12 protein-coding genes are annotated in these 17018 nt (G+C 38.7%); 1 reads left to right on the forward strand and 11 read right to left on the reverse strand.

Annotated features, from left to right (window positions below; genetic code table 11):
• Nucleotides 1-15: 15 nt before the first annotated feature.
• The 5 genes from BHF69_RS08910 to BHF69_RS08935 form a co-directional block, all read right to left on the reverse strand.
• Entirely contained in the window at nt 16-2085 is a 2070-nt protein-coding gene (locus BHF69_RS08910; protein ID WP_158022572.1) for a PASTA domain-containing protein, read from the reverse strand.
• A 196-nt stretch (nt 2086-2281) separates the two neighbouring features.
• Nucleotides 2282-3418 (reverse strand): RICIN domain-containing protein, encoded by a 1137-nt coding sequence (locus tag BHF69_RS08915; RefSeq protein ID WP_075670772.1) that lies wholly within the window; start codon nt 3416-3418, stop codon nt 2282-2284.
• Between the two features lie 532 nt (nt 3419-3950).
• Nucleotides 3951-4493, reverse strand: a complete 543-nt coding sequence (locus tag BHF69_RS08925) for an NADH peroxidase (protein WP_075670776.1) — start codon at nt 4491-4493, stop codon at nt 3951-3953.
• Nucleotides 4494-4576: 83 nt separating this feature from the next.
• Nucleotides 4577-4981, reverse strand: coding sequence for a Fur family transcriptional regulator (locus BHF69_RS08930; protein WP_075670778.1), 405 nt, complete (start codon nt 4979-4981; stop codon nt 4577-4579).
• Nucleotides 4982-5058: 77 nt separating this feature from the next.
• Nucleotides 5059-6651 carry a DEAD/DEAH box helicase gene (locus BHF69_RS08935; RefSeq protein ID WP_075670780.1) on the reverse strand — a complete coding sequence of 531 codons (1593 nt, stop codon included), beginning with the start codon at nt 6649-6651 and terminating at the stop codon, nt 5059-5061.
• Nucleotides 6652-6776: 125 nt separating this feature from the next.
• Here BHF69_RS08935 and trhA point away from each other — a divergent pair, with 125 nt between their 5' ends.
• Complete coding sequence (gene trhA / locus BHF69_RS08940) at nt 6777-7424, forward strand: PAQR family membrane homeostasis protein TrhA (protein ID WP_075670782.1); 648 nt, start codon at nt 6777-6779, stop codon at nt 7422-7424.
• On the opposite strand, the gene BHF69_RS08945 is transcribed toward trhA, so the two are convergent.
• The 6 genes from BHF69_RS08945 to BHF69_RS08970 form a co-directional block, all read right to left on the reverse strand.
• Nucleotides 7368-7664, reverse strand: coding sequence for a GIY-YIG nuclease family protein (locus BHF69_RS08945; RefSeq protein WP_075670784.1), 297 nt, complete (start codon nt 7662-7664; stop codon nt 7368-7370). The genes trhA and BHF69_RS08945 overlap by 57 nt on opposite strands.
• A 131-nt stretch (nt 7665-7795) precedes the next feature.
• Nucleotides 7796-8506 carry a M23 family metallopeptidase gene (locus BHF69_RS08950; RefSeq protein ID WP_083651187.1) on the reverse strand — a complete coding sequence of 237 codons (711 nt, stop codon included), beginning with the start codon at nt 8504-8506 and terminating at the stop codon, nt 7796-7798.
• Nucleotides 8507-8547: 41 nt separating this feature from the next.
• Complete coding sequence (locus tag BHF69_RS08955) at nt 8548-9480, reverse strand: SpoIID/LytB domain-containing protein (RefSeq protein WP_075670788.1); 933 nt, start codon at nt 9478-9480, stop codon at nt 8548-8550.
• Between the two features lie 99 nt (nt 9481-9579).
• A complete protein-coding gene (locus BHF69_RS08960) occupies nt 9580-12012 on the reverse strand; it encodes a glycogen/starch/alpha-glucan phosphorylase (protein WP_075670790.1) in 2433 nt (810 codons plus the stop codon).
• An 84-nt stretch (nt 12013-12096) separates the two neighbouring features.
• A complete protein-coding gene (gene ileS, locus BHF69_RS08965) occupies nt 12097-15207 on the reverse strand; it encodes an isoleucine--tRNA ligase (protein ID WP_075671794.1) in 3111 nt (1036 codons plus the stop codon).
• A 537-nt stretch (nt 15208-15744) separates the two neighbouring features.
• Nucleotides 15745-16965, reverse strand: coding sequence for a transglutaminase domain-containing protein (locus BHF69_RS08970; protein ID WP_075670792.1), 1221 nt, complete (start codon nt 16963-16965; stop codon nt 15745-15747).
• Between the last annotated feature and the right edge of the window lie 53 nt (nt 16966-17018).

Raw genomic sequence — 17018 nt, forward strand, 5'->3', positions numbered from 1 at the left:
TCCTTTCGCATACTATTAATTGATCAGATCCCAGTCATCACTGCTATCATCTACAGAAGAGCCTCCACCTCCAGAAGAGCCTCCGCCTCCAGAGGAACTTCCACCTCCAGAGGAACTTCCACCCCCGGAGGAACTTCCACCCCCGGAGGAACCGCCGCTTCCAGAATTCTGATAACTTGGCTCTGGCTCTGGTTCTTCTCCAAGGCTGATAACCAGTTTGATCACCTTATTCTTATCAACTTTATTTCCTGCTTTTACACTTTGACTGATTACACGTCCTGCTCCTACCAAACTGCTGTAGTCATAGCTGATCTCATATTTTAATTTTGCCTTTTTGATTTTTGTAATTGCCGTTTCTTTTCGGTTTCCATTTACATTTGGAACCGTAACCTGTTCGATTCCTTTGCTGATCACAACGGTAATCGTAGTACCTTCTTCTACCGTGGTTCCAACCTTTGGATTTTGACTTACGATACATCCTTTTTTTACAGTATCGGAATATACTTCTTTTTCACTTTCCACTTTTAAAGAATAAGAACTCTTGGCAAGATTCAACGCTTTTTCCAGACTCATATTTTTAAATGATGGAACCTGAATCTTCCTCCCTTTACTGACGACAATCTCTATAACGGTTCCTTTCTTTACCTTTGTTCCACCCTTTATACTCTGCGAAATAATATCTCCACGTGCTACCTTGTCAGAAAATACTCTTTTTTCAATCTCAAGCTTCAAGGATGAGTCATCCGCAAGGACTTTTGCTTCTGTTATTGTTTTATTTAAAAAGACTGGTACCTCTGTTTTCAAAATTGCTTTTCCAGCAAAAATCGCTCCTATGATCACGAACACAATCAGTACGATCATAACGATCGATTTTCTTTTGATCCGTACTGGATGATTTGTTTTTTCCGGTTTCACCAACTTTTCGGGTACTATGTCCTTCCCCGATTCCTCTACGATTTTTTCGGTCTGGTCTAACACTTTTGTCTGCTTCAGCATCTCTGCAGCCTTGTTTTTCTCATCCTCTTTTTCTTCTTTTATATTTGTTGTAAAAAGAAATTCTGTACCTTCCTCTTTTTGCTTTGACGTTGGTGCACTGGAATCTATATAATCAGGCGTATCCGTTATTAAAATATCTCCTTCCGGATATGCCAATATCTGTTCTTTTTCTTCATAAAGCACGGATTCCAATGCTTTTCTCATATCCGCAGCACTTTCATATCGCTCCTTTGGATTATATGCACAGGCTTTTAATACAATCTCTGCCAATCGTCCTTTTGCATTACATGGCGGCGGCATTACAGACCCACTCATACGCATGATATTGGCACGTTCTTTATCTGCATATCGTATTGTCTCAGGATATGGTGGTAAAAATGGTGTTCGGTTATTATTTAAAAAACGATATAATACTGTTCCAAGTGAATAAATATCCACTGTCGAATTATAGCGTTCTCCCTTATATACTTCTGGAGCCATATAAGAATATGTTCCCTTTTTAGATAAGCCAGAGGATGTCTTTTCCATCTGTCTTGCAATTCCAAAGTCCCCCAGTTTAAACGTTCCCAATTGGGATACAAACATGTTCTCCGGCTTGATATCTCTGTGAATAATATTAAATTTCTGACAGATTTCCAGAGCCTTACACATATCAATTCCCATCTGGATCACTTCTCGAACCGAAAGCTCCTTGCCACGAATATAATCAAATAATGGAGTCAATAATTCCATTCGGATATAAATGTTCCATCCAATCTGATCCTTATGGGGCACTACTGCGTGATCTTCGTAGCTGACAATCGTAGAATTTCCCTTTAACTTTGACATCAACACAAATTCTTCCACAATTTCTTCTACAACCCCATGAAAGTATGCAGTCACACTGTCTTCATCCATTCCCTCATTTAAAACAGATTTTACTTCTGACTGATTTTGTGGAATTGTAATCACTTTTAATGCCGCTTCATAGGTATGTCCAAATTCTTCTCTGACAATCCGATATACTTTTCCAAAGGATCCTTCACCAATTAAATCTTCTATTGTCCAACCTTTCCATACATGAGACAATTCTTCCTGTATCTGCTGCATAATTTTTCCTCTCTCTACAATAAACCTCATACTAAGGAAGCCTTTTCCTATTCCACAAAAAGGCCTCCTCTAAAGTTACTTAGAGGAAGCCTTTTCAAATGATCATTCTGTTTCCTTAACCTTATCCAATCCTCTATAATCATCCTAATTTTACCATAGATAGGCGCTATATGACTAGATAAGCTCATTACTTTTTTTATTTTATCTTGACTTTTTTTACATTACTCCATGAGCCATAAGTATTGACTCCACTGACCTTTCGACAGCCACGCACTCTGACATAATACGTTTTCTTACTGGTCAAACCTTTTAGACTTGTCTTTGTCACTGTTTTCTTAAATGTTCGTTTGATCGTATTAGAAGCAAAATTACTCTTCTTAGAAATCTGAACTTCATAATTATCAATGTTGCTCAATTTTCCCCATTGGATGCTGATCTTCTTCTTAGATGGAGATGTTACCTTCTTAAGACTTGCTTTTGCAATTGGTTTTCCCTTTAAGACCATGACTGAAGGAATATCACTCCATTTTCCATAATATTTTCTCGTTCCAACCTTCCGATATGCTCTTACTCTTGCATAATATCTCTGACCACCTGTCAATCCTGAAAACGTCTTAATGGCAGACGTCACATAGTAACTCTTCTTTCCACTTGTAAAACTGTCATTCTTTGCGACCTGTACCTGATATCCATCAGCAATGCTTTTCTTCTTCCACTCAACTGTAGCATGTTGAGATTTATTACTATAAAATTTAGTAACATCTACTTTTCCAGGTAATTCCAACGGAATCATCACCCACTTTTGCGCATTGCTTCCGTCATTAGGCTCAATTTCGATATCTTCCAAATCTCCCACTTTTCCAGATGCGATATTAATACGAGAAGAAGGTGAAGATTTTGGTGCCAGACCAAAGTACCCATTATCATCCAAATGTAATTTCCATTTTTGTCTGTCACTTCCTTCCCAGCTGCTCTGACAAACACCGCAGTTAGAAGAATTGTTCTTGGCCTCCATTGCTTTATTACTTCCAACATTGATAATTTTATAATAACCATTACCTAAATAAGTAAATTGAAACTTCATAAAATCATTGTTTGGATTTCTCGTCCATAAAATGACATCAATATCATCCATGCTCAACTCCGCAAAAATATCCAGACAATATGCCTGATCGATTTTAGATGCAATTTGATAAATTCCATCCTTGATCGGTCTTTGTTTTGTCGCTTCGAAAGCAGAAACCTGCTTAGTCGTTCCACCAACTACCAGCATACCCACTGCCAAGCATACTACCATGATGAAACTGATTACCCTTGTAAATAAGTTTTTCATACTATTCCTCCGTGTACTTCTATTTTTCTATTAAATATCATATCATCTATAAAGAATTGTGGTCAACATAAATGCACATTTCTTTTTATCTAATTGTTTTCAAGTCGATACCCTGCCAAGACTTGTGGCGGAATTCTGGTCAGCACTCCATCTCGTTGCGGGCTGGCGCTTTTGCATGGCCATTTTGGCTTTGAACAAGCCATGCCATCTTGCGGTGCTACACGGTTTTTAAGGAAACTTTTGTGACCGCAAAAACCCTTGTAGCACCCATGCGAGGTTTGCCCATGGTGACGAGTGCAACGATGGCAGCCTGGTTGCAAACCACCGCCACTTTCGCTTCGCTCCATCTCGTTGAGGGCTAGCGCTTTTGCATGGCTATCTTGGCTTTGAACAAGCCATGCCACCTCGATTTCGCTTCGCTCCATCTCGTTGAGGGCTAGCGCCCTATAAGTCTAAAAATAAAAAATCTCCGGAAAGAATATAAATACTCTTTCCGGAGATTTTTTATTTTTATCCTTGCATGGCTTGTATCTTAGCCAAAGTATCTTTCTAATAAGCCTTTTAATGCTTTTCCGTGTCTAGCTTCGTCTCTTGCCATTTCATGAACGGTATCATGGATAGCGTCTAAGTTAGCAGCTTTTGCACGTTTTGCTAAGTCTGTTTTACCTTCTGTAGCACCAAATTCAGCTTCTACTCTCATTTCAAGGTTTTTCTTTGTAGAGTCTGTTACAACTTCACCTAATAATTCAGCGAATTTAGCTGCATGTTCTGCTTCTTCCCAAGCAGCTTTTTCCCAGTATAAACCGATTTCTGGGTATCCTTCTCTATGAGCTACACGAGCCATAGCAAGGTACATACCTACTTCTGAACATTCACCTTCGAAGTTTGCTCTTAAATCAGCAAGGATGTCTTCGCTAACACCTTTTGCAACTCCTACTACATGTTCTGCAGCCCATACCATATCTCCTGCCTGTTCTTTGAACTTTTCAGCTGGAACACCACATACTGGACATTTTTCTGGAGCTGCATCACCTTCATAAACATAACCACATACTGTACATACAAATTTTTTCATAATAGAATCTCCTTTTTTATAAATCATTACATTGTTTTCTCTGATTAATAATAGTAATTATTACTGATATTATAATATCATCCTTATTTCGCTGTGTCAAGTTTTTTTAAACACTTTTTGCAAATACCTTTAAAATAAACCACATGTTCTTCGATTCTGCCATCAAATACTGCACCTGCCAGTACATTGACATGATCCAATGGCTCCATCTCCAAATCCATCACTTCTCCACATTCCGTGCATATCACATGATAATGCGGATGAACATTCCCGTCAAACCGCTCCGATTTGTTATCACAGCTTATTTTTATTATATCACCACAAGCTGCTAAAAGATTTAAATTTCTGTAAACAGTTCCTAAACTTATATTAGGAATCACTTCCTTTACATTCATATAAACGGTATCAGCTGTAGGGTGCTCCTTGGTAGATCTTAAGTAATTGATAATCGCATCTCGTTGCTTACTCCTCTTTAGTCCTGTTTTCATATCAGGGCTCCCTTCTCAATTCACAATAACAATAACTGTTACTATTATTATAAGAGATTCTGCAAACGGTGTCAATCCTATCTTTTGGCATTTGCCGGTTCAATATTAATTGTTTTCCCTTTTATCTTACCCTTGGACATGGCATCCAATACATCAGCAGCTACTTCTGTTGGGACTTCCACAAATGTATACTTATCATACATATCGATGGCCCCTACCAGGCTGCCCGGAATTCCAGTTTCTCCGGCGATCGCTCCAAGAATATCCCCAGGGCGAATATTCTGTTTTTTCCCAATATTAATGAAGAGACGAACCATTCCGCTTTCTCCGGCTCCTGTATCCGCAAATCTCTCATACATTTTTTCTTCTGGTGTTTCTCCATCACCGAGAATATGTTTTAAGAATGCAGCTGCCAGATCCAGAGAAGTGTAGTCATTTTCATTTACCATATTTTCTATCATATCTACATATTTATCCAGATTTTCTCTTTCAATGATCTGTTCTGCCTGTTCAAATACCTTCTCCGCCTTTGTTTCCATAACATCATTCAAAGATGGGATCGGGCGGGCTTTGATCTTGGTCTTGGCATATCTTTGAATATCCCTTAATTTGTAGACTTCTTTTCCGACTACAAAGGTGAATGCTTTTCCAACTCTTCCTGCACGTCCGGTACGTCCGATACGGTGTACATAATATTCATCGTCCTGTGGTACATCATAGTTAAATACTACATCCACGTCATCTACATCAATTCCACGAGCTGCCACATCAGTAGCTACTAAAATATCCGTTTTCCCATTTCGGAAACTGTTCATGACACGATCTCTCTGAGACTGCTTCATATCCCCATGAAGCCCTTCTGCAAAATATCCACGTCCTTTTAGATCTTCTACTACCTCATCTACCATACGCTTTGTATTACAGAATACGACTGCCAGCTTTGGATCATGGATATCCAATAATCTGGAAAGTACTTCTTTTTTCTTTCTTGGACGTACTTCATAGTAATACTGCTCAATATTCGGTACAGTCAGTTCTTTTTTTACAACCTTAATGACCTTGGCATCTTTCTGATAATTTCTTGTAATGTCCATGATGGCCTTTGGCATGGTTGCAGAGAATAGCATGGTCTGTCTTTCTTCCGGCACTTTTTCTAAAATAGTTTCAATATCTTCCCGAAATCCCATATTCAGCATTTCGTCCGCCTCGTCCAAAGTAATCATGGTCAGATGATCCAGCTTCAAGGTTCTTCTTCTCATATGATCCATCACTCGTCCGGGTGTTCCGATCACTACGTTAACGCCTGTCTTTAAAGAGCGAATCTGCTTACTGATCTCCTGTCCGCCATAGATTGGAAGTACCTTCACTCCATGCATGTATTTCGCCAGCTTACGGATTTCCTCCGCTACCTGGATGGCCAGTTCTCTGGTCGGACACAGGATCAATGCCTGTACTTTTTTTAAAGAAGGATCCACTTTTTGTAAAATAGGAATCCCAAAAGCAGCTGTTTTCCCAGTTCCTGTCTGTGCCTGTCCAACTAAATCTTTACCAGAAAGGGCAATTGGAATGGCTTTCGCCTGAATTGGAGAAGCTTCCTCAAATCCCATCTGTTTGATTCCCCGTAAAATCTGGGGCTTTAATTCTAAATCGTCAAATCTTACTGTATTCATCATTTATCCTTTCTATTTTTCCCTTGACAATCCCAAAACATAGTAGTAGCATGAGTATAAAGAAGACATAGTATTAAAAACTACATATAATATTTTTATAGACTACTATATTAGGAGGTATCATTATGAAATTCAAATTAAAAGATCCCGGAAGTGCGATTACCCATATGATCGGAGCAATTCTTTCTCTGATCGTTGCAGGTCCACTGATTATTCCATGTATACTGAGCGGAGACTATATTAAGACCATTTCTCTGACTATCTTTGTTGTCAGTATGTTCCTACTATATTCTGCCAGCACACTGTATCATTCCATTAACAGTACAGAAAAAGTAAACCGTCGATTAAAAAAGCTGGATCACTGCATGATCTTCATCCTAATTGCGGGCTCTTACACCCCGGTATGTACCATAGCCTTAAAAGGATTTGTGGGATATGGACTGTTAGCTTTGGTATGGGGCATTGCCCTCCTAGGCATTTGCTTTAAATTATTCTGGGTTTACTGTCCAAAATGGGTTTCTTCCATAATATATATTGCTATGGGATGGACTTGTATCCTGGCAATTTCACCAATTATTCATTCCTTATCCAGATTCGCCTTTATCTGGCTGGTTTTAGGCGGTGTGATCTACACCATTGGTGGAATCATTTATGCACTAAAGCTTCCGATCTTCAATGGAAAGCATAAGAATTTCGGTTCCCACGAAATTTTCCACTTATTTGTTATGGCAGGAAGTGCCTGCCACTTCATCGTTATGTATTCTTTCCTTTAGATCAGAAATCAGCTTCAGCTTCTCCACTCTGGTCAGCTGCTTAATGGCATATTCTCTTTGCATGGCTTCCTGTCTGGTCTTATGCTCTTCTGCATAGACCAGCTTTACAGGAAGTCTGCTTTTTGTATATTTGGCACCTTTTCCCTGATTATGTGCTTTCATGCGCTTTTGAATATCATTGGTCCAGCCGGTATAAAGGCTTCCATCGCTGCACTCAACCATATAAGTATAATTCTTCATCCTTATCCATCCATAACATTTCATAATTAACAGAAAAGAAAAGCATTCACCGATACGGCAAATGCTCTCCCGTCTGATAAAAGCTGTTCTATTATAACATGTTTTTTTTGAAAACTCCACTGAAAAGAATATTATTTCAAATAGTTCACTGGATTTACCGGAGTTTCCTTATGATTCAGCTCCAAATATAAATGAGAACCTTCCAATGTATAATAATCCGTCGGAGCTGCTACGTATCCGATGATATCCCCAGCTTTTAACACGTCTCCCTTTTTCACCTTAATATTTTTCAGCTGTCCATAGATGGCAGTGTACTCATTTCCCATATCCAGAATGACCTGCTTGCCAAGTTCTTCGCTTTGGACAATCTGACGAACCTGACATTTTGTCAATGCACCTACCCCTTGTCCCTCTTTCGCCTCGATCAAAATACCAGGATTGCATTTATATTGATCAAGAGTTTCAAAATATACAGTAGTGTCCATACTGAATGGCAGGATGATATTGCCGCTTATCGGCCAGGTAAGCTTTGTTTTCCCATCGTAAGATAGGATAGCAGTTCCAGCTGTCTGCTGTGTACTGGCAGTAGTTGTTGGAGGCGCCTCTGTTGTGGCTTCTGTTGTAATATCCTCACTTGTATTCTCTGTTGTGCTCTCGGTCTTCTGAATGGCTTCATTTCCTACTTCATCCAGATTGATTTCCTGCTTGGCAAGTTCCCTCTTATCCTTCGTCTGGTAACTATAGATCACCATCAATGTGATCAAAGCTATCAAACCGATTCCTACCGCTATATAATAAGCTCTTTGGGAGAGATATGATGTTCCCTTTTTCCTTTCTTTCATGTTAATCACCTCAGTAATATTCTTGCCACAAGAAAAAGGGTCTATTCATAAATTTTTTTAATTTCTATATTTCGATAATAATGTGTCAGTATTTTTTTATATCCTGCGCCTTGCTTTGCCAGCTCATTGGCTCCATAAAGACTGAGTCCTAATCCATGCCCCTTCCCCAGGGTCACCATGCGCATTTTTCCCTCGTAGTCCTCTATATAGAAATTGGTAGAATTCAGATCAAAGATTTTTTTCCACTGTTCTCCAGTAAACGTGGTATTTCCTACTTTTAGTTTTTTTACATATCCAGAGCTCGTCTTGGACGTGACTACGATTTTTTCCTCTAACTGCTCTCTGGTCACCTCCGTCTCGGGCTTTTCCTTTTTTATCAGATTCAAAGCATCCTCATAATCCCATTCTTCCACCTTCATATAATCTGGAGATTCCACATCAGTGCTGCTGTCTGCTGCCTTTAGATATGGAATATCCTTTCCGTACAGCTCTTTCGCGCTGATCGTAGTTCCAATGCTCACTTCATGATACAATGGATAAATGTATTCCCCCTCGGATTGTATGACCATGCCACGTGTCTCCAATACCGCCTTTGTTAAAAGCTGCAATTTTTTTGTATATTCTCGTTCTCCTATCTGTTCCTTTAATTTTTCCTGGGTAATATAACCCTCTTCCAGCTTATTTCCATCCATCTGTTTTTTCCCTTTGAGCTGATAGAGAATACTGGTTCTGGCAATTACCGCCTGTGCCTTAATTGCTTCGTATTCTGAATCCAGATTCATCTCTGTAGGCAGTACCCCAATCAGATATTGATCCAGATCGTATTCTGATCCATTGACAATGGTATATCCACTTTCTACATCTTCGATATCTGGAAGCCTGTCCATTCTGGTTCCGTGAAAAATCAAATAAAAGATTATGGGCATTCCGATCATAATACCTGTTACCATAAATACATTGGATATGAACTTCATAACTATTTTCCCCTTTATGTATGCCTTATTTTATAATGTATGAAAAAAGCAGGCGGAATATTCCGCCTGCTTTCTGGAACTATAGGGATTTCGTTTTTATTATAATACAACTTTTTCCAGATGCCAGATTTCCTGAGCATACTGTTCAATTGTTCTATCTGCTGTGAATTTACCAGATTTTGCAATGTTTAAGATTGCAGATTTTGCCCATGCAGCTTCATCTTTGTAAGCTTCATTGATCTTGTTCTGTGCTTTTGTATAAGCATCAAAATCAAGTAATGTGAAGTACTGATCCTGATTTAATAAAGAATCATAGATTTCTCTGAATAATTCTGGGTTTTCAGGAGAGTAATATCCATTTACTAACTGTGTCAGAACTTTACGAATTTCCATATTAGAGTTATAGATATCACGTGGATTGTATCCGCCATTCTTTTCGTAGTTCATAACTTCATCTGCACTTAAACCAAAGATAAATGCGTTCTCTTCACCAACTTCTTCCACGATTTCTACGTTAGCACCGTCCATAGTACCTAATGTTAACGCACCGTTTAACATAAATTTCATGTTACCTGTACCAGAAGCTTCCTTAGAAGCAGTAGAAATCTGTTCAGATACATCTGCTGCTGCAAAGATGATTTCTGCGTTGGATACGCGATAATCTTCGATAAATACCACTTTGATCTTTCCATTGATGGTTGGATCATTGTTGATACGGTCTGCAACAGAGTTGATCAATTTGATCGTTAATTTTGCTCTGCTGTATCCTGCAGCTGCTTTTGCACCAAATACAAAAGTGCGAGGTACAATATCCATATCTGGATGTTCTTTTAACTGGTTATATAAATACATTACATGTAAAATATTTAATAACTGACGTTTATATTCATGAAGACGTTTTACCTGACAGTCGAAAATAGAACGAGGATCTACGTCTACATGATTGTGCTCTTTGATGTATTTTGCCAGACGGATCTTATTCTTATACTTAATGTTTAAGAATTCCTGCTGTGCTTTTTCATCATCTGCATAAATAGCAAGCTTTTCTAAATGAGGAAGATTTGTAATCCATTCATCACCAATCTTATCTGTAATCCAGTCTGCTAACAGTGGATTTGCATGTAATAAGAATCTTCTCTGAGTAATTCCGTTTGTCTTGTTGTTGAATTTCTCAGGCGTCATTTCATAGAAATCCTTTAACTCACGTTTCTTCAGAATTTCTGTATGAAGTCTTGCTACTCCATTTACAGAAAAGCTTCCTGCGATTGCAAGGTGTGCCATACGAACCTGTTCATCATATACGATCGCCATGCTTGCAACCTTTTCAGGCTGGTTTGGATATTGTTCCTGAATCTGTCTTACAAAACGACTGTTGATTTCTTCTACGATCTGGTAGATACGAGGAAGAAGTCTTGAGAATAATTCCACTGGCCATTTTTCCAAAGCTTCTGACATGATCGTATGGTTGGTATATGCACATGTGTGACATACAATATCCCATGCTTCATCCCATCCTAATTTTTCTTCATCAATTAAGATTCTCATTAATTCTGCAACCGTAACAGTTGGATGAGTATCATTTAACTGGAAAGTTACTTTCTTTGGAAGATCATGAATATCATCATTGCTTTCTTTGAATCTTGAAATTGCAGACTGAACAGATGCAGATACAAAGAAATACTGCTGTTTTAAACGAAGCTCTTTTCCTGAATAATGATTATCGTTTGGATATAATACTTCAGAAATATTTCTTGCAAGGTTCTGTTCTTCTACTGCTTTGTCATATTCTCCTCTGTCAAAAGAAGATAAATTGAATGTCTGAACTGCTTCTGCATCCCAGATACGAAGTGTATTTACTACTCCATTGCCATATCCTAAGATTGGCATATCATATGGAATTGCACGAACCTGCTGATAATTCTTCTGAACAAAGTTCTGTCTTCCCTGATCATCAATTTCTACATCTACATATCCGCCAAATTTAACAATTTTTGCATATTCATCACGACGGATTTCAAATGGATTGCCATTCTTTAACCAGTCATCTGGTTTTTCTACCTGGTAACCATTTTCAATTGCCTGTTTAAACATACCATAGTGGTAACGGATACCACATCCATAAGCTGGATATCCTAATGTTGCAAGTGAATCTAAGAAACAAGCGGCAAGACGTCCTAAACCACCATTTCCTAATGCTGCATCTCTTTCCTGATCTTCAATGACATTGATGTCTAATCCTAATTCGTCTAATGCTTCTGCCATTTCCTTATAATGTGTCAAGTTGATCATGTTATTTCCTAATGCACGACCCATTAAGAATTCCATGGAAAGATAATATACGGTCTTCTTATTCTGCTTTTTATATTCTTTCTGGGACTTGATCCAATCATCGATCATCAAATCTTTGACTGCATATGCAACTGCCTGATAAATCTGTTCATTGGTTGCTTCTTCCATATCTCTACGGAAAAGGCTCTTTACGTTCTCAACTACTTCTTTTTTGAATTCTTTTTTACTAAACTTCATATTCATCCCTCTCTTAGTACACTTTAGAGTTACATTGGCATATATCAGGCAGTACCACCTGGTAATGTCTGATATATGCTTTTTCTAAATTTAAAGCTTCTCCACACCTAAGATTACGTTTTCCCCATTGATGTTCCATTCTTTTGTGTATCCCTGCGCTTTTTCAAGCACGATTCGTTCACATAATACATCATTTTGAATCATTTGTCTATTTTTATCGATAATTTCGGCAATTTTCACACTGTTTTCCGCTGAAATCACGATTTTATCAGTAACTTCGAATCCTGCTTCCTTACGCATTGTCTGAATTTTGCTGATAATCTCACGCACAAATCCTTCTTCGATCAATTCTGCTGTCAGGTTGGTATCTAATACAACTGTCACATTCTTATCCTGTTCGGTCACATATCCTTCCATCTTGATCATCTGAATCAGTAAATCTTCTTCCAGAAGCTCGATGGTATCGCCATCTACCTCAAATACGATCTTACCATTGGCATCCAATTCTGCTTTTGCGGCATTCCCATCAATTTCAGAAAGATATTTGCGAATGCCATTTAATTTCTTACCGTATTTTGGTCCTACTGTACGTAACTGAGGCTTGAATTCATAAGTCGTAAATGCAGATACATCATCTTTAAATTCTACCTCTTTTACATTTAATTCATCTTCGATGATTTCCTTGTAGAACTGGGAAAGCTCAGAATCTGCTTTTACATACATCTTGCCAATTGGCTGTCTGTTCTTAATGTTAGAAGCATTACGGCATGCACGACCTAAGACAACAACCTTTAATACCATTTCCATATTTGCTTCTAATTCAGCATCTATCATAGATTCATCTACTGCAGGGAAATCGCATAAATGAATACTTTCTGGAGCCTGGCTGTCAATGCTTCTTACCAGGTTCTGATAAATTTCCTCTGTCATAAATGGAATCATCGGAGCTGCAGCCTTACATACGGTCACTAATGCTGTATAAAGTGTCATATATGCATTGATCTTATCCTGTGGCATTCCCTTCTGCCAGAAACGGTTACGGCTTCTTCTTACATACCAGTTACTCATATCATCTACAAATTCCTGAAGAGCTCTTGCACTTTCTGGAATTCTATAATTGGACAGATTCTCATCTACTGCTTTTACAACTGTATTTAACTTGGATAGTAACCACTTATCCATAACAGATAATTTATCATATTCCAAACTGTATTTAGAAGGATCGAATTCATCAATATTCGCATACAGTACGTAGAATGCATAAGTATTCCACAAAGTACCCATAAACTTACGCTGTCCTTCCATAACCGCTTTACCATGGAAACGGTTTGGCAGCCATGGAGCACTGTTGATATAGAAATACCAGCGGATCGCATCTGCACCATACTGTTCTAATGCTTCAAATGGATCTACCGCATTTCCTTTGGATTTACTCATCTTCTGTCCATTTTCATCCTGAACATGACCCAGAACGATAACGTTCTTATATGGAGCCTTATTAAAGATCAGAGTTGAGATTGCCAACAAGGAATAGAACCAACCTCTTGTCTGGTCAACTGCTTCGGAAATAAAATCTGCAGGGAACTGCTGTTCAAACAAGTCTTTATTTTCAAATGGATAATGATGCTGTGCAAATGGCATAGAACCAGAGTCAAACCAGCAGTCAATTACTTCTGGTACACGATGCATTTCCTTGCCACAATGTGGACATTTGATCGTAACTGCATCGATGTATGGTCTGTGAAGCTCAATATCATCTGGACAGTTATCAGACATGGATTTTAATTCTTCAATAGATCCAATGGCATGCTGATGTCCGCATTCACACTCCCATACGTTAAGTGGTGTTCCCCAATAGCGGTTACGGGAAATACCCCAATCCTGTACGTTCTCTAACCAGTCACCGAAACGTCCCTTTCCAATGCTTTCCGGAATCCAGTTGATCGTATTGTTATTTCTGATCAGATCTTCTTTTACATCTGTCATCTTAATGAACCAGGACTCACGAGCATAATAGATCAGTGGTGTATCACATCTCCAGCAATGAGGATAGCTGTGCTCAAACTTTGGAGCATCAAACAATAATCCTCTGTCCTCTAAATCCTGTAAGATAGGCATATCTGCCTTCTTGCAGAAAGTTCCTGCCCAAGGAGTTTCTGCTGTCATTTCACCCTTACCGTCTACCAGCTGAACAAATGGAAGATCATATGCTCTTCCTACCTTGCTATCGTCTTCACCAAATGCAGGAGCAATATGAACCACTCCAGTACCATCGGTTAATGTTACATAGCTGTCACAGGTTACATAGAATGCCTTTTTCTTTGGAGATACAAAATCAAATAATGGCTCATATTCTTTATATTCCAGATCCTTACCTGTATAGGATTCTAAGATCTGCGCATCTTCTCCCAATACTTTTTCTACCAGAGCTTCTGCCATGTAGTAAGTATATTCATCCTTCTTCACTTTTACATAAGTTTCTACCGGATTTACACACAGTGCCACGTTAGAAGGCAATGTCCAAGGAGTTGTGGTCCATGCCAGAATATAAGCGTCTTCTCCCTTCACTTTAAAACGTACCACTGCAGAACGTTCTTTTACATCCTTATATCCCTGCGCAACTTCATGGCTGGATAATGGAGTTCCACATCTTGGGCAGTAAGGAACGATCTTATAGCCTTTGTATAATAAACCTTTGTCCCAAATCTGCTTTAATGCCCACCATTCAGATTCAATGAAGTTATTGTCGTATGTGACATATGGGTGGTCCATATCTGCCCAGAAACCAACGGTTCCTGAGAAATCTTCCCACATTCCTTTGTACTTCCATACGCTCTCTTTACAATGATCGATGAATGGTTCCAGACCGTATTCTTCAATCTGTTCCTTTCCATCTAAGCCAAGCATCTTTTCTACTTCCAATTCTACTGGAAGACCGTGCGTATCCCATCCTGCCTTACGAGGAACCATATTCCCTTTCATTGTCTGGAAACGTGGGATCATATCCTTGATAACACGAGTCAATACGTGTCCGATATGTGGTTTTCCATTTGCAGTTGGAGGTCCATCATAGAATGTATAGCTAGGACTTCCTTCTCTTAATTCAATACTCTTTTCGAAAATATGATTTTCATTCCAAAACTTTTCTGTCTGCTTTTCTCTTTCTACAAAATTCAAGTCTGGGCTGACTTTCTTGTACAGCATATTTTTGCCTCCTCTTATATCTTGTTACAATTTATGAACTATTGGTTTTCATTTAAAAAATAAAAAAGAATCCTGTTCTGCAGGATTCTACGCCTGCGGCGGGTCGCTCTTGCGACATCTTCCTATCCGCCGCAGTGCGATCCTCACGGAGTGTTTTTATGGAATAGGAAAAGAAATTTCCTATTTCATAAAAAAAGCTTCCATCCTGCAAACAGGATGAAAGCTCTATAAACTATCATTATACCACCTATTTCACATACTATCATATGTTATCCATATAACGGTGGATACCGTCCAATCCTACTTACGTTCAGATTGGCAACTAGGGAGTGATATTCACCAATCTTGTACTGGTACCGGTCTTGCACCATCACCGGCTCGCTACATACGTTCCAAAAAAGGCTACTGTCTCCGTCAACGCTTTTCCTTTATGATTCACTTGGATATTCTATTATAACCTGATAAAAATGTCAAGTAACATCCACTTTTTCTGGCAAATTTTGTGCCAATGCAGTATAAATAATTTCCATTCATTTACTTATAATTCCAATAGATTACAATCTTATTTCTTTCTTCATCATCCAGATAGCTATATTTCACCTGTCGGACTCCATAACGATTTCCTAGAATTCTGGCTGCCTGCCGGATCAAATCGTCGAACAAAACCTCCCGTGCCTGTGTATAGAGCGAATTGCTGGCAAACTTAAAGGTAGTAGATTTCTCCTTTGTAAAAATCGTATCCTTCATAGCCTGTAAAAGCCCATCTTCATCCACCTGTGTATAATACATATGATTTACGACATAATAATTCCAGTCCATCTCCGTACAAGCTGGAAGAGAAACATCTCCCTCCGGCTTATGGGTCTTGAAAAGTTCTTCATCATTACAGCACATGTAATCGTAATTAATATTATCAATGTCTTCATTTTCTCCAGACTGAAACAGCGGATCACCCCAGGTAGGATCTACATAATAATAATCTCCTTCACACCGGACCAGATTCCATCCATGGCTAACCTGAGAATCCCGAATCGTTCCTGTTACATAGGTACAAAATACATCCAGCTTATTTAATAAGTACTGTGCTGCTTTTGCATAACCGGCACATACGGAACGCTTCTTTACAAATATACTATAGATGGTCTGATTGTATTCAGAGCCTTCTTCATAATCTACAGAATTTACAAGATATTCATATACATACAGAATTTTTTCGTAATCAGATGCAGAGGCATCGATTCCCATCAGACATGCATCTACCTCTGCATCAATTTCCCTCTGTTTCTCATTTCTCTCCTCCTGGTCGAAGATATATTCTGGCTTTATGATAACATAGGATGTCAGCCCCTGATAAGACACAGACCGATAGCTGCTGTCACACCAGAAAATCTCCGGATGATCCTTAAGTATCCATTTATAAATCTTGTTTATATCATCGGAATCCAAATAACTGATCCGAATCTTTTCTGATGAAGCCTCCATTCCTTGTAAAAGCTTGTCATACACTTTTTGCTCTTCTTTCGAAAGCTGTTCGTAATAGAACCTTTCTTTCCCGGCACCCTCTTGCTTTGTTTCACTTTGTACTGTTTCTTCGGTTCCCTCTTCTGCCGTAGTAGAAGCTTCCTTTTGTTCTTTTACGATTGTATCCTGGTGATGCATCTCAAGTCCGATCTGATCCAAAATCAATTTCCCGGCAAAGAAACATATCCCCATCATAAAAAGCACCACCACTGTTGTTAAACATCCATGTCTCATATTTATCTCCCTTTTATGTATTCCCCTTGAGCTCGTTCTATAAGCAAGTATAT

Origin of the sequence: Anaerostipes sp. 992a (assembly GCF_001940245.1) — a bacterium.
GTDB lineage: Bacteria > Bacillota > Clostridia > Lachnospirales > Lachnospiraceae > Fimousia.